Below are 21,633 nucleotides of genomic sequence, written 5' to 3'. Positions count from 1 at the left end.
AGGAAACACGCGGACTGCAGATTGCCCGGGCCGGATCGGTCCGGCCCGGGCAGAAGTCTTGCGATCAGCCCTTGAGGACTTCGACCAGCGTCTTGCCGAGACGGGCCGGCGAAGGCGACACGCGGATGCCTGCCTGTTCCATCGCGGCGATCTTGGATTCCGCATCGCCCTTGCCGCCGGAAACGACAGCGCCGGCGTGACCCATGGTGCGGCCCTTCGGCGCGGTACGGCCGGCGATGAAGCCGGCCATCGGCTTCTTGCGGCCCTTCTTGGCTTCGTCGATGAGGAACTGCGCCGCATCCTCTTCGGCCGAGCCGCCGATTTCGCCGATCATGATGATCGAGGTCGTGGCTTCGTCGGCCAGGAACATCTCGAGCACGTCGATGAACTCGGTACCCTTGACCGGGTCGCCGCCGATGCCGACAGCCGTCGTCTGGCCGAGGCCTTCGTTGGAGGTCTGGAACACGGCTTCATAGGTGAGCGTACCCGAGCGCGAAACGATACCGACCGAACCCTTGCGGAAGATCGAGCCCGGCATGATGCCGATCTTGCATTCTTCCGGCGTCAGGATACCGGGGCAGTTCGGGCCGAGCAGGCGCGACTTGGAGCGGTCGAGACGGGCCTTGACGCGCACCATGTCGGCAACCGGGATGCCTTCGGTGATGCAGGTGATGAACGGGATTTCCGCATCGATCGCCTCGATGATCGCGTCCGCAGCGCCTGCCGGCGGAACGTAGATCACGGATGCGTCCGCACCGGTCTTTTCACGGCCTTCGGCAACCGAAGCGAAGATCGGCAGGGTTTCGCCCTTGGAGCCGGTCCAGGTTTCGCCGCCCTTCTTCGGGTGAATGCCGCCGACCATCTGCGTGCCGTAATAGGCAAGCGCCTGTTCGGTATGGAAGGTGCCGGTCTTGCCGGTCAGGCCCTGAACGAGGACCTTGGTGTTCTTGTTAACGAGAATCGACATTAGGTCTGGTCCTTCAGTTAGCCGTTGATCGCGGCGACGATCTTCTTGGCAGCGTCATCCAGATCGTCGGCGGCGGTGATCGCCAGGCCGGATTCGTTCAGGATCTTCTTGCCAAGCTCGACATTCGTGCCTTCGAGACGAACGACCAGCGGAACCTTGAGGCCGACTTCCTGTACGGCCGCGACGACGCCTTCAGCGATAACATCGCACTTCATGATGCCGCCGAAGATGTTGACGAGGATGCCCTCGACCTTCGGGTCGGCCGTGATGATCTTGAAGGCTGCCGCGACCTTCTCCTTGCCGGCGCCGCCGCCGACGTCGCAGAAGTTCGCCGGCTCCTTGCCGTAGAGCTTGATGATGTCCATCGTCGCCATGGCAAGGCCTGCGCCATTGACCATGCAGCCGATGTTGCCGTCGAGCGCCACATAGGCGAGGTCCCACTTGGAGGCCTCGATTTCCTTGGCGTCTTCTTCGGTTTCGTCGCGCAGTGCCTTGATATCGTCGTGGCGGAAGAGCGCGTTGCCGTCGAACGAAACCTTGGCGTCGAGAACGCGCATGCGGCCGTTCTTCATGACGATCAGCGGGTTGATCTCGAGCAGGCTCATGTCCTTTTCGACAAAGGCCTTGTAGAGGATCGGGAAGAGCTTTTCGGCGTCAGCCTTGGCTTCGCCGTCGAGCTTCAGGGCCGCGGTGAGCTTGGCAAGATCAGCGGCGGTGACGCCGGCTTCCGGGTTGATCGCGACGTTGACGATCTTTTCCGGCGTGTCGTGCGCAACGGCCTCGATGTCCATGCCGCCTTCCGTCGAAACGACGAAGGCAACCTGGCCGACCGAACGGTCGACGAGCAGCGACAGGTACAGTTCGCGATCGATGTCGGCGCCGTCCTCGATGTAGAGGCGGTTCACCTGCTTGCCGGCCGGGCCGGTCTGCGCGGTGACGAGCGTGTTGCCGAGCATTTCCTTGGCATGAGCCTTGGCTTCGTCGATCGAGAAGGCAAGACGAACGCCGCCCTTGGCGTCGGCGGAAAGTTCCTTGAACTTGCCCTTGCCGCGGCCGCCGGCATGGATCTGGCTCTTGACCACGTAGAGCGGGCCCGGGAGCGACTTGGCAGCTGCCTCGGCTTCATCGGCGGAGAAGATCGCAACACCTTCCGCGACCGGTGCGCCATAGCTCTTCAGGAGAGCCTTGGCCTGATATTCATGAATGTTCATGGTGGTTTTCCTGTCTGGAGCATTATGCGGGCAGGTGAGGCACCTACCCGCACCAATGCGGCAAAAACAAAGAGGCTGAGCGGATACGGGGACGCCCGCTCAGCGGGACGCGATTACTGCTTCAGGCTCGGCGCAATGCCGATGCAGGCTTCGCAAAGACCGGCGACCGAAGCGACCGACTTGTCGAACGCTTCCTTCTCGGCCTTGTTGAGATCGATCTCGATGATGCGCTCGACGCCGCCGGCGCCGATAACGGTCGGCACGCCGACATACATGTCCTTGACGCCGTACTGGCCCGTCAGATGCGCAGCGCAGGGCAGGACGCGCTTCTTGTCCTTGAGGTAGGCTTCGGCCATTTCGATCGCCGAGGCGGCCGGTGCGTAATAAGCCGAACCGGTCTTGAGCAGGCCGACGATTTCGGCGCCGCCGTCACGGGTGCGCTGGATGATTTCTTCGAGGCGTTCCTTGGTGACCCAGCCCATCTGCACGAGGTCGGTCAGCGGGATGCCGGCAACGGTCGAGTAGCGGGCGAGCGGCACCATGGTGTCGCCGTGGCCGCCGAGAACGAAGGCGGTGACGTCCTGGACGGAAACGTTGAATTCCTGGGAAAGGAACAGGCGGAAGCGCGAACTATCGAGGACGCCGGCCATGCCGACGACCTTGTTCTTCGGCAGACCAGAGAACTTCTGCAGTGCCCAGACCATGGCGTCGAGCGGGTTGGTGATGCAGATGACGAAGGCGTTCGGAGCATACTTCTTGATACCTGCGCCAACCTGTTCCATGACCTTGAGGTTGATGCCKAGCAGGTCGTCGCGGCTCATGCCAGGCTTGCGCGGCACGCCGGCGGTGACGATGCAGACGTCGGCACCTTCGATGGCGGAGTAGTCGCTGGCGCCGGTGAGGTTCGCGTCGAAGCCTTCGACCGGGGAGGACTGGGCGATGTCGAGGCCCTTGCCCTGCGGGATGCCGTCAGCGATGTCGAAGAGGACGATGTCGCCCAGTTCCTTCAGGCCGGCGAGATGGGCCAGCGTACCACCAATCATCCCTGAACCGATAAGTGCGATCTTGTTGCGCGCCATGAAAGTGCTTCCTTTGTGATCCCAATATGATCGAGGCCTGAAACGCGGCAAACGCCAAACCTTCGCCGAAAGCCATTAAACGGCAAATGGTAAAATATCAAACGATACTTTTTGGTGAAGTAATTTCAATCGGTTAGATCATAAAATTCTTACGTAAACGTAAGAATTTCCGTCACGACTACGTCACGAGACGGCCCAATTGGCGGGGTGCTCGGCGGCATATTCCTCACTTTGCATCTCGATCAGGCGCGAAACCGTGCGGTCGAACTCGAAGCCTTCCGTACCCTTCTTCTGGGTCAGCAGATCCTGCGGCTCGGCCGCGGCCGAAGCGAACAATCGCGCGCCGTTGTCGTAGAGCGTGTCGACCAGCAGGATGAAGCGCTTGGTCTCGTTGCGCATGTGGGGACCCAGATGTGGCACGTGATCGACGAAGATCGTCGAATAACGTTCGAGGATGGCGAGATAGTCGGCCGCCCCCAGCGGCTGCTGGCAGAGATCGGCAAATGCAAAGCGCGCGCTTTGCCCGGCGGCGGCCGGCACATGGATCTTGCGGCCCTTGCGTGGCACTTCCGCCGGGGCAACGACCTCGTGGCGGGTTTCCTGGGCCCAGGCGCGCGCCATCGCCGCATCCGCCTCCGGGCCGAGCGGCGAAAGCCATACCGGGCTGCCGTCGGTCTTCGTCAGGCGGTAGTCGGTATCCGTGTCCAGAGAGATGACCTCGGCATTCGCCTTGAGGAGATCGATGAAGGGCAGGAACAGGCCACGGTTGAGGCCGTCGCGATAGAGATCGTCAGGCGCAACGTTCGACGTCGCGACCAGCACGCAGCCCTTGGAAAAAAGCTCGCCAAAGAGCCTGCCGAGGATCATGGCATCGGCAATGTCGGTTACCGAAAACTCGTCGAAGCAGAGCAGGCGCGCCTCGCCGAAGAGCTCCGAGGCAACGGGCGGGATCGGATCCGCCTGCTTGGTCTCGCCGTTCTTCAACTTCTGGCGGTGCTTGTAGATGCGCTCGTGCACATCGGCCATGAATTCATGGAAATGCGCCCGGCGCTTGCGCTGGATCGGCACCGTATCGAAGAACAGATCCATCAGCATGGTCTTGCCGCGTCCGACGCCACCATGGATGTAGAGACCCTTGACCGGCGGTTGGTCCTTCTTGCGCGAAGCAAACAGCCAGCCGAGCGCATTGGTCTTGCGCGACGGGCGGCTGGCCAGCAGCTCAGCGGAAAGGTGATCGAAGCGCCGCGCAATCGTAAACTGTGCGGGGTCGCGCTTACGCTCGCCGCTCGCGACGAGCGCTTCGAGCTTGCGGTAGATACTGTCGTCAGGATTGAGCACGTCTCACCCGAGATGGGACGGAAAAACAAAAGCCCGGCGCGAGACCGGGCTCTATGGCGTCAGCGGCTGAGGCTGACCGGCTGGCCGCCGTTGGTCGAGCCGTCGAAACGGGCATCAGCCGTCTTGTAGAGACGGGCGATGGCGTTGCCGCTGCGATCCTTGAGAACCACCTGCTTGCCGGCGACTTCCCAGGAACCCATCGTCGTCAGCTCGCCGGCGCAGCCACGGGTGCCGCCGCGCGAGCCGGAGCCGAGATTGGTGAGCGTCAGGAACATGTCGCAGGAGCTGCCGGCGCTCGATACACGCCAGTTGCCGACCATCGATTCCTTGGTAACGTCAAGACCGCCGCCCGCAGCCGCAGCGACCTGCGTGCCGGGCTGCTGAACCGTGCCGGGCGTCATCGTCCCGTTCGTCGGTGCAGCCGGGAATTGCGACGTGTTTCCGGTCGGGGCCGGAAGCTGGTTCGACGAAACCGAGGGAACCGGTGCGGCCTGGATGGGAGCGGGTGAAGCGTCCTGGGAACTGAAACCGCCCATTGATGTCCGCTGGCATCCGGTCAGCGCAAGCACAACTGCCAGCCCCGCCGCCGCATGAATAACCCGCATATCCCTACTCCTGTTCGTGTCCGCGAACCATGATGCAACGCGATAATATAGGCCGAAATACAGCAAATCCACCTGACAAATCAAGGGACGACGATTCCTGGCGACCTGTTGCAGGATTGAAACGTCTGAGCCGCGGGCAAGCCACCGTCGGCAACACGCACGACAACTCGTCGCCGCAAACAACGTCCGGCAATCACACGCCCCACAATCAAGGATTGCCAGGCCGAAGCCACCTGCCGGCATATCAAAACAGAAGCGGCGGGCCAGGGACCCGCCGCTTTCACATTCGAATTCTACCCGTCGATCAGACGCGGCGCTCGACCAGCATCTTCTTGATTTCGCCGATCGCCTTGGCCGGGTTCAGCCCCTTCGGGCAGGCCTGGGCGCAGTTCATGATCGTGTGGCAGCGATAGAGGCGGAAGGGGTCTTCGAGATTATCGAGACGCTCACCGGTTGCCTCGTCGCGGCTGTCGATCAGCCAGCGATAGGCCTGCAGCAACACGGCCGGACCGAGGTAGCGGTCACCGTTCCACCAGTAGCTCGGACAGGAGGTCGAGCAACAGGCGCACAGAATGCACTCGTAGAGGCCGTCAAGCTTGAGGCGATCCTCGTGGCTCTGCTTCCATTCCTTGGCCGGCGTCGGCGAAACCGTCTTCAGCCAGGGCTCGATCGAGCGGTGCTGGGCGTAAAAGTTGGTGAGGTCGGGTACCAGGTCCTTCACGACCGGCATGTGCGGCAGCGGATAGACCTTCACCGCACCCTTCACCTCGTCCATGCCCTTGGTGCAGGCGAGCGTGTTGGTGCCGTCGATGTTCATCGCGCAGGAGCCGCAGATGCCTTCACGGCAGGAGCGGCGCAGCGTCAGCGTCGGGTCGATCTTGTTCTTGATGTAGAGCAGACCGTCGAGCACCATCGGGCCGCAATCGTCGATATCGATGTAGAAGGTATCGATACGCGGATTGGCGCCATCATCGGGGTTCCAACGGTAGATGCGGTATTCGCGAACGTTGGTCGCGCCCTGCGGCTTCGGCCAGACCTTGCCTTCCGTCATCTGCGAGTTCTTGGGGAGAGCGAGTTCAACCATGTGCCTTGTTCCTCAAGATCAGTAGACGCGGGCCTTGGGCTCGATCTTCTTGGGATCGATGCCGTCGGCGATCAGGTCGGTATGAACGGGGCGATAGTCGAGCTTGACGTCGCCGGCTTCGTTGACCCAGGCAAGCGTGTGCTTGCGCCAGTTGACGTCGTCGCGGCCGCCGAGCGCACCCTCGGTGAAGTCCTCGCGGGCGTGCGAACCACGGCTCTCCTTGCGCGCTTCGGCGCCGTAGATCGTCGTGATGGCGTTGGCCATGAGGTTTTCGAGTTCCAGCGTCTCGACGAGGTCCGAGTTCCAGATCATCGAACGGTCGGTGACCTTGATGTCGGGCATCTCTTTCCAGATCGCCGAGATGCGCTTGCAGCCCGATTCCAGCGATTCCTGGGTACGGAACACGGCGGCGTCTTCCTGCATGGCGCGCTGCATCTTTTCGCGCAGCACCGCCGTCGGCGTGCTGCCGTTGGCGTTACGCAGGCGGTCGAAGCGGTCCATGATCCGGTCGCAGGCGGCCTTGTTGAGTTCCGGGATCGCCTCGTCGCGGTCGATCACCTGACCGGCGCGGATGGCGGCGGCACGGCCGAAGACCACGAGGTCGATCAGCGAGTTGGAGCCGAGGCGGTTGGCGCCGTGCACCGAGGCGCACCCGGCTTCGCCGACTGCCATCAGGCCGGGCGCGACGCGCTCCGGGTTCTGGCTGTCGGCATTCAGCACTTCGCCCCAATAGTTGGTCGGCACGCCGCCCATGTTGTAGTGCACCGTCGGCAGAACCGGGATCGGCTCGCGCGTCACGTCGACGCCGGCAAAAATCTTCGCCGATTCCGAGATGCCCGGCAGGCGCTCATGCAGGACGGCCGGATCCAGGTGGTCGAGGTGCAGGAAGATGTGGTCCTTGTTCTTGCCGACGCCGCGGCCTTCGCGGATTTCCATCGTCATGCAGCGCGAGACGACGTCACGCGACGCAAGGTCCTTGGCGGACGGCGCATAGCGCTCCATGAAGCGCTCGCCTTCGGAGTTGACGAGGTAGCCGCCTTCGCCGCGTGCGCCTTCGGTGATGAGGCAGCCCGCGCCGTAGATGCCGGTCGGGTGGAACTGGACGAACTCCATGTCCTGCAACGGCAGGCCGGCGCGCGCAATCATGCCGCCGCCGTCGCCGGTGCAGGTGTGCGCCGAGGTCGCCGAGAAATAGGCGCGGCCGTAACCGCCGGTCGCCAGCACCACCATCTTGGCGGAGAAGCGATGGATCGTGCCGTCGTCGAGGTTCCAGGCGACGACGCCGGTGCAGCGGCCGTCATCCGACATGATCAGGTCGAGCGCGAAATACTCGATGAAGAACTCGGCGTTGTTGCGCAGCGACTGGCCATAGAGCGTGTGCAGGATCGCGTGGCCGGTGCGGTCGGCCGCCGCACAGGTGCGCTGCACCGGCGGACCTTCGCCGTAGTTCTGCATGTGGCCGCCAAAGGGCCGCTGGTAGATCTTGCCTTCCGCGTTGCGCGAGAACGGCACGCCGTAATGCTCGAGCTCATAGACCGCCTTCGGCGCTTCCATGGCGAGATACTGCATGGCGTCGACGTCGCCGAGCCAGTCGGAACCCTTGACGGTGTCGTAAAGGTGCCACTGCCAGCTGTCCGGCGTCATGTTCTGCAGCGAAGCGGCGATGCCGCCCTGGGCGGCAACCGTGTGCGAGCGGGTCGGGAAGACCTTGGTGATGCAGGCGGTCTTCAGCCCCTGCTCTGCCATGCCGAGCGTGGCGCGCAGGCCCGCGCCGCCGGCGCCGACGACGACGACGTCGAAGGCGTGATCGACATATTGATAGGCCTTGCCGTTTGCAGCGGGTGAACTGTTCGATGCCATGGCGAAATTACCCTGCAAAAGCGATCTTCAGGATGGCGAAGAGACAGAGCCCGCCAACCGCGATCGTGAAAAATGTATTGAGCATGAGAAGGCCGATCTTCATGCCTTCGCCATGCACGTAGTCCTCGATGATCACCTGCATGCCGAGACGCATGTGGATCAAGCCCGAGAGCACGACGAGGGCCATGACGACCGCGACGAAGGGGTTCGCGAGCGCGGCAACGACATCCGCGTGGGGGGCGCCTGCATAGCGAACGAGGAAGATGACGAAGAAGATCAGCAGCGGAACGTTGGCGACCGCCGTCAGGCGCTGGCGCCAGAAGTGATCCGTGCCTTCCTTGGCGGAACCGAGACCGCGGACCTTGCCGAGAGGTGTGCGCATATCCATGGGTGTCTTCCTCTCAGTTAGCGGACGAGATATCCGACCACCCAGATCAGCAGCGTCAGCGCCACCGAACAGATGATCGTCGCCTTGGCCATCTTGGTGGCGAAGTGCTTCTCGTAGCCATAGCCGAGATCCCAGGCAAAGTGGCGCAAGCCGCCAAGCATGTGGTGCACCAGCGCCCAGGTGTAACCGAAGAGCACCAGCTTGCCGATCAGCGTGCCGAACAGCCAGCTGACCCAGTCGTAGTAGGCCGCGCCCGAGGCGGCGGCGATCAGCCACCAGGCAACGAGAATGGTGCCGAAGTAGAGTGCGCCGCCGGTGATGCGGTGCACAATGGACATCACCATCGTCGGGATCGGTTTATAGATTTGAAGATGCGGCGAGAGTGGCCGGCTTCTTGTGACATCCGTCATCGGAACCTCACGGAAATGCCCGGGTTTACGCCCATAAAACTGGACGATTTTAGTCCGGTATCGCACCTGATTGTGCGCAATTCAGTCCTTCGGACCTTTAATCACCATAATGCTTAACGACAAGTGTGTTTGCGGTGCAAAATCAATTTAATCGATTAGACGATTTGCGCCATTTTCCAGCCCGCCGAAGACATGGGCGTCCGTTAACGATAGCAGCAAAAAGCCAAGCAATTCCGTGACTTTCCGACGGAAGTGGCCCAGAGTGACTTTAACGAATTGTTAAGCGTCATCCGGAGGGCGAACAGAATGAGTCTGTTCAGGGCAATCCATGCGACCAAAGTGCTAGCACTCGCCGGCCTGGTCATCGCCACGACCTGCATCCCCTTGGAGGCCCGTGACGGCGGTGGAGCACGCGGCTTCCAGATGCGCACCAACCATATGCGCATGTCTTCGGATCGCTCGTTCCCGGGCTACCAGGTCGACCGCTCGGGCTACCGCAACGGCTGGAACCGCAACCGCATGCCCCGTCGCGACTGGATGGCCAACAATGGTCTGCCGGAGGTCGAGACACGCACCCGGCACGTGCGCCTTCCGCAATATAGGCCCTACCCCGGCTACGGCGGGGGCTGGGAGCATCGCGGCGGATGGGCCCGCGACCGGGCGGGCAACGACGTCTGGACGTCCGGCGGCCGCCGCCATGATGGGCGCCGGGGTATCGACAATGGACTGCCGGAGGTCGAAACGCGCACAAGGCATGTTCGCCTCCCGCAGTATCGCCCCTATCCCGGCCCCTATGCCGATCGCTGGGGCAACGGCGGCGGATGGGTTCGTGACCGCGCCGGCCGTGAGATCTGGACATCCGGTGGCCAGCGCCGCGACTATCGCCCGAACTACTATGGCAGCTATGGCAACGACGAATATCCGGACAGCGTTCCAGGCATCGGCACCTATGTCGGCGGCATTTCCGCCTACGTCGATGTCGGCAACGGCATCTACTTCAACCAGGAAGGCGACTACGGTTATAGCGATGATGGTGCGTACGCGCCGCCGCCACAGACAAGACGCGGCAAGATCATCAACGTTACGCCGCAAACGATGAACAGCTCCTGCACCTATGAACACGGCGTCTGCGTGATCCGGAGATAGATTCGACGGGACTTCAGAAGGTTCACAGAACCATGACGACGACGTCGATCGGCGGCGCGTGTCGTCGGCTATCGCGACGCCCGGAGGTTTTCAACCGGCCGCCTTTTAAGCAGCACCGAAGCGCCAGACGGTCGTGCGCTTGACCTCGCTGTCTTCCAGCGCCCGTGTCACGGGAACTTCGTAGGTCGCAAGCGCCGTCATCATCTCGCGCGGGCAGTAGGAGCGGCCGGGATCGCCGACGATCACCATCGCCCCCTTGGCGACCAGATCCGAAAACCACGGCTTCAACCGATCGGCAAAGGCCTTGTCGTAGAAGACGTCGCCGGCGAGATAGACATCGGCCTCAAGATCGCGGCCGGTCACGTCCTCGCCCGTATAGGAAAGAGTGACGCCATTGAGTGCGGCATTGAGCTGGACCGCCGTTTCCGCCCAGGGATCGATATCGGCGGCAACAACCGAAGCCGCTCCCGCCTTCATCGCGGCGATCGCCACCAGGCCGGAGCCGGAAGCGAAGTCGACGACGCGACGCCCGCGCACTGCCTCCGGGTGATCGAGGATGTAACGGGCAAGCCCCTGCCCTCCGGCCCAGGCAAAGGCCCAGAACGGCGGCGGCAGGCCGATCTCCTGCAGTTCCTCCTCGGTCTTCAACCAGAGCTCATGCGCCTCGGTCGCCAGATGCAGGCGCACCTCCGGTACATGCGGCGGCGAAAGCACGCTGGTATTGGCGAGAATGAAGCTTTGCGGATCGGTCTTCACGAAACTCTCCGAGCCTGTCCGAAGAACGAAAGCGGTTTCCGGACAGGCGGAAATCAAATTACCGCGGCGGGTTGTCGAGCCCGCCCATGCGGCAGACTTCGATCCATTCGTCTTCGGTCACCGGCTGCACCGAGAGGCGCATGGAGGTCACAAGCGACATCTTGGCGAGCTTCGGATTGTCCTTGATTTCCTTCAGCGTCACCGGCCGGGGCATGTCGGCAACGGCACGGATATCGACGCAGTCCCATCGGGCGTCGCCTTCGGCAGTGGAGTCCGGATGCGAAAGCGCGCAGACCTCCGAGATGCCGACGATCTCCAGACCTTCGTTCGAGTGGTAGAAGAAGCCCTTGTCGCCGATCTGCATCGCCCGCATGTTATTGCGCGCCTGGTAGTTGCGCACGCCGGTCCATTCGGTGCCCTTGGCGCCCGCATCCTTCTGCATCTGCCAGGACCATTTGAAGGGCTCGGATTTGTAAAGCCAATGCGCCATCGTGGTCTCAAGCCTCCGGATTGTTGAAGACCCAGTTGAAGGCCTTGATCTCGACATTGGAGAAAAGCCCCGCTTTGGCATAGGGGTCGGCTTCGGCGAGCGCACGAGCTTCTTCAATCGTCTCGGCCTTAAGGATCACCAGGCTGCCGGTCGGCTTGCCGTCGTCACCGAGGAACGGGCCTGCCATCTTCAGAATGCCCTTGGCATTCAGATCGTTGAGATAGGCAACGTGGTCGGGGCGGGTGTCGAGCCGAAGCTGCAGCGCGCCTGATTTGTCGGTGCATTGAAGTGCGAAGAGCATGCTTCCTCCTTAAGTTATCGTTTGGCGTGGGATGCGGGCGGAAGACCGCTTTACACCCACGCCACCATCATTCCTGAGTGATCGGACGGGACATCAATTGTTCGAGCGCGGTGCTGACGTCGAGCTTGCCGTCGATGATCGCCGCCACCGCTTCGGTGATCGGCATTTCGACGCCGAGATCATGGGCGACGCGCGCAGCAACCGACGCCGCAAACGCCCCCTCGACCAGTTCGCCCTTGCGCCCGCTGGCGCTGCCGTGCTCGCCGAGCGCAATGCCGAAGCGGAGGTTGCGCGACTGGTGGCTGGTCGCCGTCAACACGAGATCGCCGAGACCCGAGAGCCCGCGCACCGTATCGGCCTCGCCACCCTCGGCGGCAATAAACCGCGACATCTCCGCAAGGCCGCGCGAGATCAGCGCGGCGCGGGCGCTGTCACCAAGCCCTGCGCCCTCGACGATGCCACAGGCGATCGCCAGCACGTTCTTGAGCGCGCCGCCGAGCTGCACGCCGATGCGGTCCTCCGACGGGTATAGCCGGAAGGTGGGCCCAGACAGGACCTTGGCAAGCATCGTCGCCGTCTTGTTGTCAGCGGCAGCGATCACCATGGCGGTCGGCAGGCCCTTGGCGATATCGGCGGCGAAACCGGGACCGGAGAGCACGCCGATCGAACGGCCGGGGAGTTCCTCTGCCAGAACATCGGTCAGCAGCCGGCCGGTCGCCTGCTCCATGCCCTTGGCACAGGTGACGATGGTGGCCGCGGCATTGATCTGCGGACCATATTGACGGGCCGCATCACGATGCGCCTGCGACGGCATGGCAAAGAGCACGACCTCGGCATCGGCGAGAATGGAGACGTCGGCCGCATGTTTCAGCGCAGGCGGCAGATCGATACCCGGCAGCGCATCCTCGTTGCGGCCGGTATCGCGGCACGCATCGGCAATCTCCGCACGGCGGGCAAGCAGCGTCACGTCACTGCCTTCAGCCGAGGCAGCGACCGCGGCCAAGGCGGTGCCAAAGGCGCCAGCGCCAACCACGACGATTTTGGGCCCGATCTTGGAGGTGTCGTTCATTCTCTATCCGTATGCCCTGAAATTAGTCATGCGCTTGGCTGAACCCCTCATGCCTTCGCGCCGCGTTTGCCGGAGCCAAGCAGTGTCTGGGCTTGGGCGTCGAGCGGCCAGCGCGAGCGCGGCGCCACGTCGAGACCGTCCGCAGCCATGCCCGCCGCCAGGCGTTCGGCGCCGGCCCAGGCGATCATCGCGGCATTGTCAGTGCACAGAGAAAGCGGCGGAGCGATGAAGTCGAAGCCCGATTGCGCGCAGAGGGTCTGCAGCGTCGAACGCAGCACCTGGTTGGCGGCAACGCCACCGGCAACAACCAGAGCCGGACGCGCCACACCGCTGTGTTCCGCCTTGAAGCGCTTCAGGCCGCGGCCGACGCGATCCTTCAGGGTGCGCGAGATCGCCCGCTGGAAGGAGGCGCAGATGTCGGCGATATCCTGCTCCGTCACCGGCTCCAGCGACTGTGCCGCCTGGCGCACTGCCGTTTTCAGCCCCGAGAAGGAGAAATCGAGCCGGGCATCGCCGACGAGCGGCCGCGGAAAATCGAAACGCTGCGGATCACCGGCAAGCGCCGCACGCTCGACCGCCGGGCCACCCGGATAGGGAAGGCCGAGCAGCTTCGCCGTCTTGTCGAAGGCCTCACCGAGCGCATCGTCGATCGTCGTGCCCCAGCGCTCGTATTCGCCGACGCCTTTGACGAGGATCAGTTGCGTATGGCCGCCGGAAACGAGCAGCATCAGATAGGGGAAGGAGAGCCCGTCGGTCAGCCGCGCCGTCAGCGCGTGGCCCTCGAGATGGTTGACGGCATAGAGTGGCTTGCCCGTTGCCCGCGCGATCGCCTTACCCGTCATCAGCCCGACAATCAGACCGCCGATCAGACCGGGACCACTTGTCGCAGCGATGGCATCAATGTCGGCGAGCGTGACGTTGGCGCGCAGCAGCGCCTCCTCGATCAGCGTATCGAGCGCTTCCACATGGGCGCGCGCAGCGATCTCCGGAACGACGCCGCCATAGGCGCTGTGCTCTTCCAGCTGGCTCAGAACGACGTCACCAAGAATGTGGCCCTTGCCGTCGGAATCGCGCAGAATGACGGAAGCGGCGGTTTCGTCGCAGCTTGTTTCTATGCCGAGGATGCGCAGGGGCGGAGACATCAGGGAATACTCAAAGATTGCGGTCGCACCGAAAGGTGGGTACACGGAACTCCGGTAACAATGGATAGCCTTTGATGCAAACAAAACCTTTCCGGATCGGTACGCGCGGCAGCCCGCTGGCGCTCGCTCAAGCCCATGAAACGCGCGATCGTCTCGTAGCGTCACATGGTCTGGCGCCGGAAATGTTCGAGGTCGTCATCCTCTCGACCAAGGGCGACCGCATCACCGACCGCTCGCTCGCCGAGATCGGCGGCAAGGGCCTGTTCACCGAAGAAATCGAGCAGCAATTGCTGTCGGGCGAACTCGATTTCGCCGTACATTCGTCGAAGGACATGCCGACGAAGCTGCCGGACGGGCTCTGTCTTTCCGCCTTCCTGCCGCGCGAGGATATCCGCGACGCCTTCATCGGCCGCACGGCACCGAAACTGATGGAACTGCCAGAGGGCGTGACCGTCGGTTCGTCGTCGCTGCGCCGACAGGCGCTGATCCGCCGGCTGCGCCCGGATATCAATGTCATCACCTATCGCGGCCAGGTCGAGACGCGACTTCGAAAGCTCGCCGAGGGCCAGGTCGATGCGACGCTGCTTGCCTATGCCGGCCTGAAGCGGCTCGGCATGACCGATGTTCCGACCGAACTGCTCGACCCCGCGGATTTCCCGCCGGCCCCGGCGCAGGGCGCGATCTGCATCGAAAGCCGGATCGGCGACAGCCGCATCAACGATCTGCTTGCCGCGATCGACGATGCGCGCACTCACGAAGCGGTCGCCTGCGAGCGTGGCTTCCTCGCGACGCTCGACGGCTCCTGCCGCACGCCGATCGCCGGCCTCGCCACATCGGACGGCACCCTTCTCAGTTTTTCCGGCATGATCCTCACGCCCGACGGCCAGACGCATCATCGCGTCACCATCGAGGGCAAGGCCACCGACGCCGAAGCGCTTGGCCGCAAAGCCGGCGAAAAGGTCCGCGCCAAGGCCGGCCCCGGCTTCTTTGCAAGCTGGACCTGAGCCGTGCGCGTGCTCGTCACCCGGCCGCTTCCCGCCGCCGAGGCGACCGCACGCCGGCTGGAGGCCGCCGGCCATCGGCCGATCCTCCTGCCACTGATGCAGGCTACGCATCTCACTGCCGTCGCGCGCGCAGCGCTCAAGCAGCCATTTGCCGCGATTGCCCTGACGAGCGCCGAAGCGGTTCGGGTCCTCGCATCTTTGGGCGGCGAACTGGAACAGCACCGGAAAACTCCGTGCTTCTGCGTTGGCGAAGCGACAGCGCGGGCAGCGGCGGAACTCGGCTTCACCGACATTCGCGTCGGTGACGGCACCGGCGAAGCACTGGCCGGACTGATCGTTTCGGCCGCCGGCGACACCTTGCCGAAACAGCCCCTCCTCTACCTGACCGGCTCGCCCCGTTCTGACGGTCTCGAAAGCACGCTCCGGCAGCACGACGTCGCGTATCGGGCGATCGAATGCTATCGCATGGAGCCGACCGTGCACCCATCCGGTGCGCTGCAAGACCTCGCATGCACCGACCGGCCCGACGCCGTTCTGCTCTATTCCCGGGAGACGGCCCGGCGGCTGACGACATTGCTGTTGGAGGCCGGCCTGGACGCTCCGTCCCTTGCTCCGCGCTACCTCTGCCTGAGCGCCGCCGTCGCCGAGGCGCTGCCAGGCAACGCCATGTCGCAGATCGCCACAAGGCCCGACGAGGAAAGCCTTTTTAGATTGCTCTAAATGCAAAACGAGAAACGATGCTGGCGATTTTCCGCCCGCATTCCGCGCTAGTTCAGAGCCGATTCGGCCAAAATCGGAACGCAGGGGCTTTCCCTCACCGGTCCGGCTGACTAGGTTTGAGAGAAGAGCCGACAGGCACCAACGGTAAGAGGTCACCATGGTATCGGAAAACCCGCCGCGCCGCTCGAAGTCCGAGAAGGAACCGCTGACGATCGACCTCGAAGCGGAAAAAACCGTTGCGGAGCCGGCCGGGGCCGAAGCATCCCGCGAGACGGTGACGGACGCGGCCGGCGAAAGCATCGCGAGCGAAGCCAAGGCTGAGGACACGGCAACGGACAGCAGCGATAACAGCGCCGCCGGATCCCGACTGGAGGAAGAGATCGAGGAGCAGCGCGCCGATGCCGCCGCAGCCGTCTTCGCCGAAGAGCCGCCGCACGCCGATGCCGCCCGCGAGCCGGAACCGGCGCCGCGACAGAAACCGGTATCGAACTCCGGCGCGCTTGCCGCCGGTATCCTCGGTGGCCTCGTGACCCTGCTCGGCTTCGGTGGCCTGCAATATGCCGGCATCGTCCCCGGACTTGGCCCTGACCGTGGCGTCGAGCAGAACATCTCCGGCGAGCTGCAGGCACTGCGCGACCAGATCGCAGCACTCCCCACGCCTGCCGCCGTCATCGACGACACAGCGCTCGAAGGCCGTATCGCCGCCCTCGAGCAATCAGCCGCCCAACCGGGCGCAAACGGCGCACCGAGTGCTGAGGTCGAAACGCTGAAGGCGCAAATCGACAACCTCACCAAGGAGCTTGCAGGCCTGAAGACGACGCTTGCCGATGCGCAACAGACGGCAACCGCCGAGAAGGCGGAGCTTACGAGCCGCATCGAATCTGCCGAGCAGAAGCTCAATGAACCGGCCAACGACATTCAAATGGCCAAGGCCGTCGCGGTCACGGCGCTGAAGTCGGCAATCGACCGCGGCGGGCCGTTCCTTGCCGAACTCGACGCGTTGCGCAGCATCGCGCCGGACGAACAGGCCGTCACGGCTCTCGCCCAGGATGCCCAGGTCGGCGTGCCGACCCGCACCGATCTGCGCCGCGAATTCCCGAAAACCGCCGACGCCATGCTCGACGCCGTCAACCAGCCCGATCCGAACGAGGGTATCTTCGACCGGCTGGTGTCGAGCGCCATGTCCGGCATTCGCGTGCGACCCGTCGGTAGCGTCGAGGGTGAGACACCGGAAGCCGTCATCGCCCGCATCGAGGACAAGCTGAACAATGGCGACCTGAAGGGCGCCGCGCTGGAGTGGGACGGGCTGCCGGATGCCGCCAAACCGGTGGGCGACGCCTTCAAGGCCAAGCTCGACCAGCGTTTGCGTGTCGAAGCCGCGATCGATGCCGCCGTCGCTGCGACGATGGCAAAGCCAGGCACAGCGGGCTGAGGGGACCAGATATGATCCGCATTCTGATTTTCATCCTGATCGTGCTTGGTCTCGGCCTCGGTTTCGCGTGGCTCGCGGACCGACCGGGTGAGCTTTCGCTGATCTGGCAGGGCCAGCTCGTCGAGATGAGCCTGATGCGTGCCGCATCGCTGCTGATCTCGTTGATTGCAGCCGTGCTGATCGCCGTGTGGCTGGTGCGCACCATCTGGCTGTCGCCCCATACCGTCACCCGCTATTTCCGCGCCCGCAAGCGCGACCGCGGCTACCAGGCGCTATCGACCGGCCTGATCGCTGCCGGCGCCGGCGACGCCAACCTCGCCCGCAAGATGACCGCCCGCACCCGCGGATTGATCAGCGCCGACCAGGAGCCTCTGATCCACCTGCTCGAAGCGCAGACCGCGCTGATCGAAGGCAAGTACGACGACGCGCGCCGCAAGTTCGAGCTGATGGCCGACGATCCGGAGACCCGCGAGCTCGGCCTTCGCGGCCTCTATCTCGAAGCCAAACGTCTCGGCGCCCACGAGGCCGCCCGGCAATATGCCGAGCGTGCCGCCGAGAAAGCACCGCACCTGCCCTGGGCAGCACTCGCGACGCTCGACAGCCAGAGCCAGGCCGGCCAATGGGACGATGCGCTCCGTCTTCTCGACCAGAGCCGCGCCGCCCATGTGGTCGAGCGCAAGGAGGCCGACCGCAAGAAGGCCGTACTCTTGACCGCCCGGGCGATCACGAAACTCGACGGCGACGCGAAGGCGGCCCGCGACGATGCGCTCGCTGCGCTGAAGCTCGACGAACATTTGGTGCCGGCGGCGATGACGGCCGCCAAGGCACTGTTTCGCGAGGACAACCTGCGCAAGGGCGCCTCGATTCTTGAGAAGAACTGGAAGCAGGAGCCGCATCCGGACGTGGCGAGGCTCTACGTACGCGCCCGTGGCGGCGACACCGCCGTCGACCGGTTGAAGCGGGCGCGCAAGCTCGAAGCCTTGAAGCCCAACAATGCCGTGGCGATGGCAGCCGTCGCGGAAGCGGCGCTCGAGGCGCGCGAACTGCTTCTGGCCCGCACCAAGGCGGAAGCGGCCGCCAGGCTCGATCCGACCGAGAGCATCTTCCTGCTGCTCGCCGATATCGAAGAGGCCGATACCGGTGACGAAGGCCGCATCCGCCACTGGATGGCGCAGGCCCTGCGCAGCCCGCGCGACCCGGCTTGGACTGCTGACGGCGTGACCTCGCCGACCTGGCTGCCGGTCTCGCCGGTCAGCGGACGGCTCGATGCCTTCGAATGGCTGGCGCCACCACATACGCTTTCGACCACTGTCGACCACGACCAGTCGAATGCCGACGAGGCGATCCGCAGTCTGCCCCCGGTGGCGGTGGAGCCACATGCGCACGAACCGACCCCCGTTGCCCGCCGCAGCGAAGCGCCCGTGATCCTCGAGGCCGAGCGTGAGGAGCCGCAACCGCAGCCGATCAAGGTAACGGAACGCAAGCCGTCCGAACCGGTCGCCGACAAGACATCGGTCAAGAAAACGGAGAAGGAAGAGGTTACCAACGGCGAGCACAGGCCTGATCCCTTCTTCGGCCGTCCGCCGGATGATCCCGGCGTGCGCGATCCGGCCACCGGCGAGAAGGTGCCGGAAAAGGCTAGTTTCCGATTGTTCTGAATTCTCAAGGGGCTGTGGCAAAATACATGTTTGAACGCTTACGGACGTTTCTCGACGGCCTGACCGGCCCGGCGACGCGGATAGAGCACGGCGATCCGCGCGTGGCCGTCATCGCCCTCTGTTTCCAGGTGATGGAGGCCGACGGCCGGATTCTTGCGTCGGAACGGCGCAAGATGCGCTCGGTCGTCAAGCAGCACTACAAGCTCGATGACGCCTCCCTTGCCGCGTTGATCGAAGCGGGCGAGACTGCGGAAAGCGAAGCGATCGACTTCTACCAATTCACCGCAGAGCTCAAGCGCCACCTCTCGGAGGAGCAGCGCATCGAACTGGTCGGCATGCTCTGGGATGTCGTCTACGCCGACGGCGAGCGCAGTGAGATGGAAGACCATGTGATCTGGCGCATCGCCGATCTGCTGGGCGTCTCCGGTCGCGACCGGGTGCTGCAGCGACAGGAGGCTGCGGCGAGAAGCGACACCATCGAGGACGCCAAGCCGCAACAGGAAAACTGAAATGCCGATGCCGGACACAAGCGCGCGAAAACCAGTCCTGATCATCCTGCATCAGGAGCGGTCGAGTGCCGGCCGTGTCGGCCAGATTCTGGAGCAGAAGGGGTTTCGGCTCGACATCCGCCGGCCGGCCCTCGGCGACGACCTGCCGCCGACCCTGGAGCACCATAGCGGCACGATCATCTTCGGTGGCCCGATGAGCGCCAATGACGAGGAAGAGTTCGTTCGCCGCGAGATCGACTGGCTTTCAGTCCCGCTCAAGGAGAACAAGCCCTATCTCGGCATCTGCCTCGGCGCGCAGATGCTGGCGCGTAATCTCGGCGGCTCCGTGGCGCCGCATCACGAGGGCATGACCGAGATCGGCTGGTATCCGTTGGTTCCGACCGAGGCCGGCAAGGCGCTGATGGATTGGCCGGCCATGGTCTACCATTTCCACCGGGAAGGCTTCGACCTACCCGCCGGTGCCGAGCTCTTGGCAACCGGCGACACCTACCCCAACCAGGCCTTCCGCTATGGCGACAATGCCTGGGGCATTCAGTTCCACGGCGAGCTCACCCGCGCCATGATGCACCGCTGGGTCGTGCACGGCGCCCACCGCTTCGAGATGCCCGGCGCCCAGGTGGGCAAGGCCCATCTCGACGGCCGCATGCAGCACGACGGACCGCTGCGCACCTGGATGGAAAACTTCCTGGAACTGATCTTCCTGCGCGACGAGCGACCGAAGGCATTTCCGGGAAAACCGTGAAGCGGCTTTCCCTCGGAATGCTTCAGGAGAAATGGCCTGGCGCGCCTCCGTTACTTGTGGTGGTCAGGCACGTCGAGCGTGTCGATCCTGCGCAGTTGCGGGAAGCCGAGCGCCCAAAGGCCTGACACGAGCAGCGTCCCCATGCCGCCAAAGGCAACAGCAAAGACCGCGCCGAAACCCGACGCCATCATGCCGGCGCGGAATTCGCCGAGCTCGTTCGACGCGCCGATGAAGACCATGTTGACCGCATTGACCCGGCCGCGCAGTTCGTCCGGCGTCCAGAGCGTGATCAGGATTTCGCGCACATAGACGGAGATCATGTCGGCGGCGCCCATGACGACGAGCGCGGCAATCGAGATCCACGGCGTCGCCGAAAGACCGAAGATAACCGTGCCGAGCCCGAAGAGCGCGACGCCGGTGAACATGTAGAAGCCGGCCCGGTGCCGGATCGGGTGCGCCGCCAGCCAGACGGCCATGCTGACGGCACCGATGCCCGGAGCAGCGCGCAGGAGGCCGAGCCCCCAGGGACCGAGATCGAGAATGTCGCGGGCAAAGACCGGCATCAGCGCAACCGCACCGCCGAGCAGCACGGCAAAGAGATCGAGCGATATCGCGCCCAGGACCACCTTCTCGGCCTTGATGTAGCGGAAGCCGGCGGTGATCGTCTCCCAGCTCTGGCCAGAGGCCTGCGTGCGTGTCGCCGGCTTCGGGATGGCAAAGACCATCAGCGCGGAGGCAAGGAAGAAGCAGACGCCGACGGCATAGGGCACGACGGCACCGAGCGCATAGATCAGGCCGCCCGCGACCGGGCCGACGATCACCGCTGTCTGCCAGGACGTGGAATTCCAGGCGATCGCATTGGGCAGATCTTCGGGTGGTACGAGATTAGGCGCCAGCGATTGCGACGCCGGTGCGAGAAAGGCGCGCTCGATGCCGAAGACGACCAGGATCGCGTAGACCGGCCAAGGCGAGAACAACCCGGACACCGTCAGCAAGAGCAGCGCTGTGGCGCAGAGGGTGCTGACGACCATGCAGATGCCCATGATCATGCGCCGGTTGTAGCGGTCCGCTGCTGCGCCGGTGACGAGGATCAGCACGAGGGACGGCAGAAACTGGAAGAGACCGATCAGGCCGAGATCGAAGGGATCACGCGTCAGATCGTAGATCTGCCAGCCGACAGCCACCGAAATGATCTGGATCGCGAAGTAAGCCAGGAAGCGCGAGAAGAAGTAGCGGCGATAACCGACATGCCGGAAGGCGGCAAAACGATGCGAGGCATGAACGGCGGACATGCGGAAGAGACTCCTACTCAGGGTCGGATATCACGCGTTCTCACGTTAAACATGATCGCGCCCGTTAATCCGGCGTACTTGCTCGTTTAGGTCTCAATGTCTACATGTCTGTCAATAACGAATTGGAGACCGGCATGCTTGCTGTCATCGGCACCTTGAACTTCATCATCAACATCGCGTGGTTTCTGGTCATCGCGTCGGCCATCTTTTCCTGGCTCTATGCGTTCAACGTCATCAACGTGAACAACCAGGCGATCAACATGATCGGCCGCTCGCTCTACCAGCTGACGGAGCCGCTCTATCGCCCGATCCGTCGCGTGCTGCCCGACATGGGCGGCGTGGACCTGTCGCCTCTGGTCGTGCTGGTGATCCTCTATTTCATCCAGCTCTTCCTGAATACGACGATCGCACAGGCGCTGCTTGGCTGACG

The 21,633-nt window shown here is 63.8% G+C and carries 23 protein-coding genes; 8 read left to right on the top strand and 15 right to left on the bottom strand.

Going from position 1 to position 21,633, the window contains the following annotated elements; all coding sequences use genetic code 11:
• Window positions 1-64 precede the first annotated feature (64 nt).
• The 9 genes from sucD to sdhC all read right to left on the bottom strand — a co-directional run bounded on the left by sucD (window position 65) and on the right by sdhC (window position 8,942).
• Entirely contained in the window at window positions 65-967 is a 903-nt protein-coding gene (gene sucD, locus AB4Z53_RS09045; protein ID WP_058321727.1) for a succinate--CoA ligase subunit alpha, read from the bottom strand.
• A 17-nt stretch (window positions 968-984) separates the two neighbouring features.
• Window positions 985-2,178, bottom strand: a complete 1,194-nt coding sequence (gene sucC, locus AB4Z53_RS09040; RefSeq protein ID WP_113535264.1) for an ADP-forming succinate--CoA ligase subunit beta — start codon at window positions 2,176-2,178, stop codon at window positions 985-987.
• A gap of 113 nt (window positions 2,179-2,291) precedes the next feature.
• On the bottom strand, window positions 2,292-3,257 hold the full coding sequence (gene mdh, locus AB4Z53_RS09035) for a malate dehydrogenase (protein ID WP_113535265.1): 966 nt from the start codon (window positions 3,255-3,257) through the stop codon (window positions 2,292-2,294).
• Window positions 3,258-3,440: 183 nt separating this feature from the next.
• Complete coding sequence (gene zapE, locus AB4Z53_RS09030; RefSeq protein ID WP_441595585.1) at window positions 3,441-4,595, bottom strand: cell division protein ZapE; 1,155 nt, start codon at window positions 4,593-4,595, stop codon at window positions 3,441-3,443.
• 59 nt (window positions 4,596-4,654) lie between these two features.
• Window positions 4,655-5,200 carry a protease inhibitor Inh/omp19 family protein gene (locus AB4Z53_RS09025; protein ID WP_113535267.1) on the bottom strand — a complete coding sequence of 182 codons (546 nt, stop codon included), beginning with the start codon at window positions 5,198-5,200 and terminating at the stop codon, window positions 4,655-4,657.
• Window positions 5,201-5,504: 304 nt separating this feature from the next.
• Complete coding sequence (locus AB4Z53_RS09020; RefSeq protein WP_223725793.1) at window positions 5,505-6,284, bottom strand: succinate dehydrogenase iron-sulfur subunit; 780 nt, start codon at window positions 6,282-6,284, stop codon at window positions 5,505-5,507.
• An 18-nt stretch (window positions 6,285-6,302) separates the two neighbouring features.
• The gene (gene sdhA / locus AB4Z53_RS09015; RefSeq protein WP_441595584.1) at window positions 6,303-8,144 is read right to left on the bottom strand and encodes a succinate dehydrogenase flavoprotein subunit; all 1,842 of its coding nucleotides are present in this window, start codon (window positions 8,142-8,144) and stop codon (window positions 6,303-6,305) included.
• Between the two features lie 7 nt (window positions 8,145-8,151).
• Window positions 8,152-8,532, bottom strand: coding sequence for a succinate dehydrogenase, hydrophobic membrane anchor protein (gene sdhD / locus AB4Z53_RS09010; RefSeq protein ID WP_113535270.1), 381 nt, complete (start codon window positions 8,530-8,532; stop codon window positions 8,152-8,154).
• A 17-nt stretch (window positions 8,533-8,549) separates the two neighbouring features.
• Window positions 8,550-8,942 carry a succinate dehydrogenase, cytochrome b556 subunit gene (gene sdhC / locus AB4Z53_RS09005; RefSeq protein WP_113535271.1) on the bottom strand — a complete coding sequence of 131 codons (393 nt, stop codon included), beginning with the start codon at window positions 8,940-8,942 and terminating at the stop codon, window positions 8,550-8,552.
• A gap of 306 nt (window positions 8,943-9,248) precedes the next feature.
• On the opposite strand from sdhC, the gene AB4Z53_RS09000 reads away from it, so the two are divergent.
• Window positions 9,249-10,088 (top strand): hypothetical protein, encoded by an 840-nt coding sequence (locus AB4Z53_RS09000; RefSeq protein WP_441595583.1) that lies wholly within the window; start codon window positions 9,249-9,251, stop codon window positions 10,086-10,088.
• Between the two features lie 105 nt (window positions 10,089-10,193).
• On the opposite strand, the gene AB4Z53_RS08995 is transcribed toward AB4Z53_RS09000, so the two are convergent.
• The 5 genes from AB4Z53_RS08995 to tsaD form a co-directional block, all read right to left on the bottom strand.
• The gene (locus AB4Z53_RS08995; protein WP_441595582.1) at window positions 10,194-10,844 is read right to left on the bottom strand and encodes a class I SAM-dependent methyltransferase; all 651 of its coding nucleotides are present in this window, start codon (window positions 10,842-10,844) and stop codon (window positions 10,194-10,196) included.
• A 58-nt stretch (window positions 10,845-10,902) separates the two neighbouring features.
• Entirely contained in the window at window positions 10,903-11,334 is a 432-nt protein-coding gene (locus AB4Z53_RS08990; protein ID WP_441595581.1) for an EVE domain-containing protein, read from the bottom strand.
• Window positions 11,335-11,341: 7 nt separating this feature from the next.
• Window positions 11,342-11,635, bottom strand: a complete 294-nt coding sequence (locus tag AB4Z53_RS08985; protein WP_291152701.1) for a YciI-like protein — start codon at window positions 11,633-11,635, stop codon at window positions 11,342-11,344.
• A 67-nt stretch (window positions 11,636-11,702) separates the two neighbouring features.
• Window positions 11,703-12,704: an NAD(P)H-dependent glycerol-3-phosphate dehydrogenase gene (locus AB4Z53_RS08980; protein ID WP_113535276.1), complete on the bottom strand. Its 1,002-nt coding sequence runs from the start codon at window positions 12,702-12,704 to the stop codon at window positions 11,703-11,705.
• Window positions 12,705-12,751: 47 nt separating this feature from the next.
• Complete coding sequence (gene tsaD, locus AB4Z53_RS08975; protein WP_113535277.1) at window positions 12,752-13,846, bottom strand: tRNA (adenosine(37)-N6)-threonylcarbamoyltransferase complex transferase subunit TsaD; 1,095 nt, start codon at window positions 13,844-13,846, stop codon at window positions 12,752-12,754.
• Between the two features lie 74 nt (window positions 13,847-13,920).
• Between tsaD and hemC the strand changes: the two genes are divergently transcribed.
• From hemC to AB4Z53_RS08945, 6 genes are all read left to right on the top strand, one after another.
• Complete coding sequence (gene hemC, locus AB4Z53_RS08970; protein WP_113535278.1) at window positions 13,921-14,850, top strand: hydroxymethylbilane synthase; 930 nt, start codon at window positions 13,921-13,923, stop codon at window positions 14,848-14,850.
• Between the two features lie 3 nt (window positions 14,851-14,853).
• Window positions 14,854-15,570: a uroporphyrinogen-III synthase gene (locus AB4Z53_RS08965; RefSeq protein ID WP_113535279.1), complete on the top strand. Its 717-nt coding sequence runs from the start codon at window positions 14,854-14,856 to the stop codon at window positions 15,568-15,570.
• Between the two features lie 157 nt (window positions 15,571-15,727).
• The gene (locus tag AB4Z53_RS08960; protein WP_441595580.1) at window positions 15,728-17,002 is read left to right on the top strand and encodes a COG4223 family protein; all 1,275 of its coding nucleotides are present in this window, start codon (window positions 15,728-15,730) and stop codon (window positions 17,000-17,002) included.
• Between the two features lie 11 nt (window positions 17,003-17,013).
• Entirely contained in the window at window positions 17,014-18,660 is a 1,647-nt protein-coding gene (locus tag AB4Z53_RS08955) for a heme biosynthesis protein HemY (RefSeq protein ID WP_441595579.1), read from the top strand.
• Between the two features lie 26 nt (window positions 18,661-18,686).
• On the top strand, window positions 18,687-19,169 hold the full coding sequence (locus AB4Z53_RS08950; RefSeq protein WP_223725805.1) for a TerB family tellurite resistance protein: 483 nt from the start codon (window positions 18,687-18,689) through the stop codon (window positions 19,167-19,169).
• Between the two features lies 1 nt (window position 19,170).
• The gene (locus AB4Z53_RS08945; RefSeq protein ID WP_113535283.1) at window positions 19,171-19,911 is read left to right on the top strand and encodes a glutamine amidotransferase; all 741 of its coding nucleotides are present in this window, start codon (window positions 19,171-19,173) and stop codon (window positions 19,909-19,911) included.
• A gap of 50 nt (window positions 19,912-19,961) precedes the next feature.
• Here the strand turns inward: AB4Z53_RS08945 and AB4Z53_RS08940 are convergent, their stop codons facing one another.
• Window positions 19,962-21,203, bottom strand: a complete 1,242-nt coding sequence (locus AB4Z53_RS08940) for an MFS transporter (protein WP_113535284.1) — start codon at window positions 21,201-21,203, stop codon at window positions 19,962-19,964.
• Between the two features lie 134 nt (window positions 21,204-21,337).
• Here AB4Z53_RS08940 and AB4Z53_RS08935 point away from each other — a divergent pair, with 134 nt between their 5' ends.
• Window positions 21,338-21,631: a YggT family protein gene (locus tag AB4Z53_RS08935; protein WP_113535285.1), complete on the top strand. Its 294-nt coding sequence runs from the start codon at window positions 21,338-21,340 to the stop codon at window positions 21,629-21,631.
• Window positions 21,632-21,633: the final 2 nt, after the last annotated feature.

Origin of the sequence: Ensifer sp. 2TAB8 (assembly GCF_052115125.1) — a bacterium.
Classification (GTDB): domain Bacteria; phylum Pseudomonadota; class Alphaproteobacteria; order Rhizobiales; family Rhizobiaceae; genus Ensifer.
This window is presented reverse-complemented; position numbering and strand designations above follow the sequence as displayed.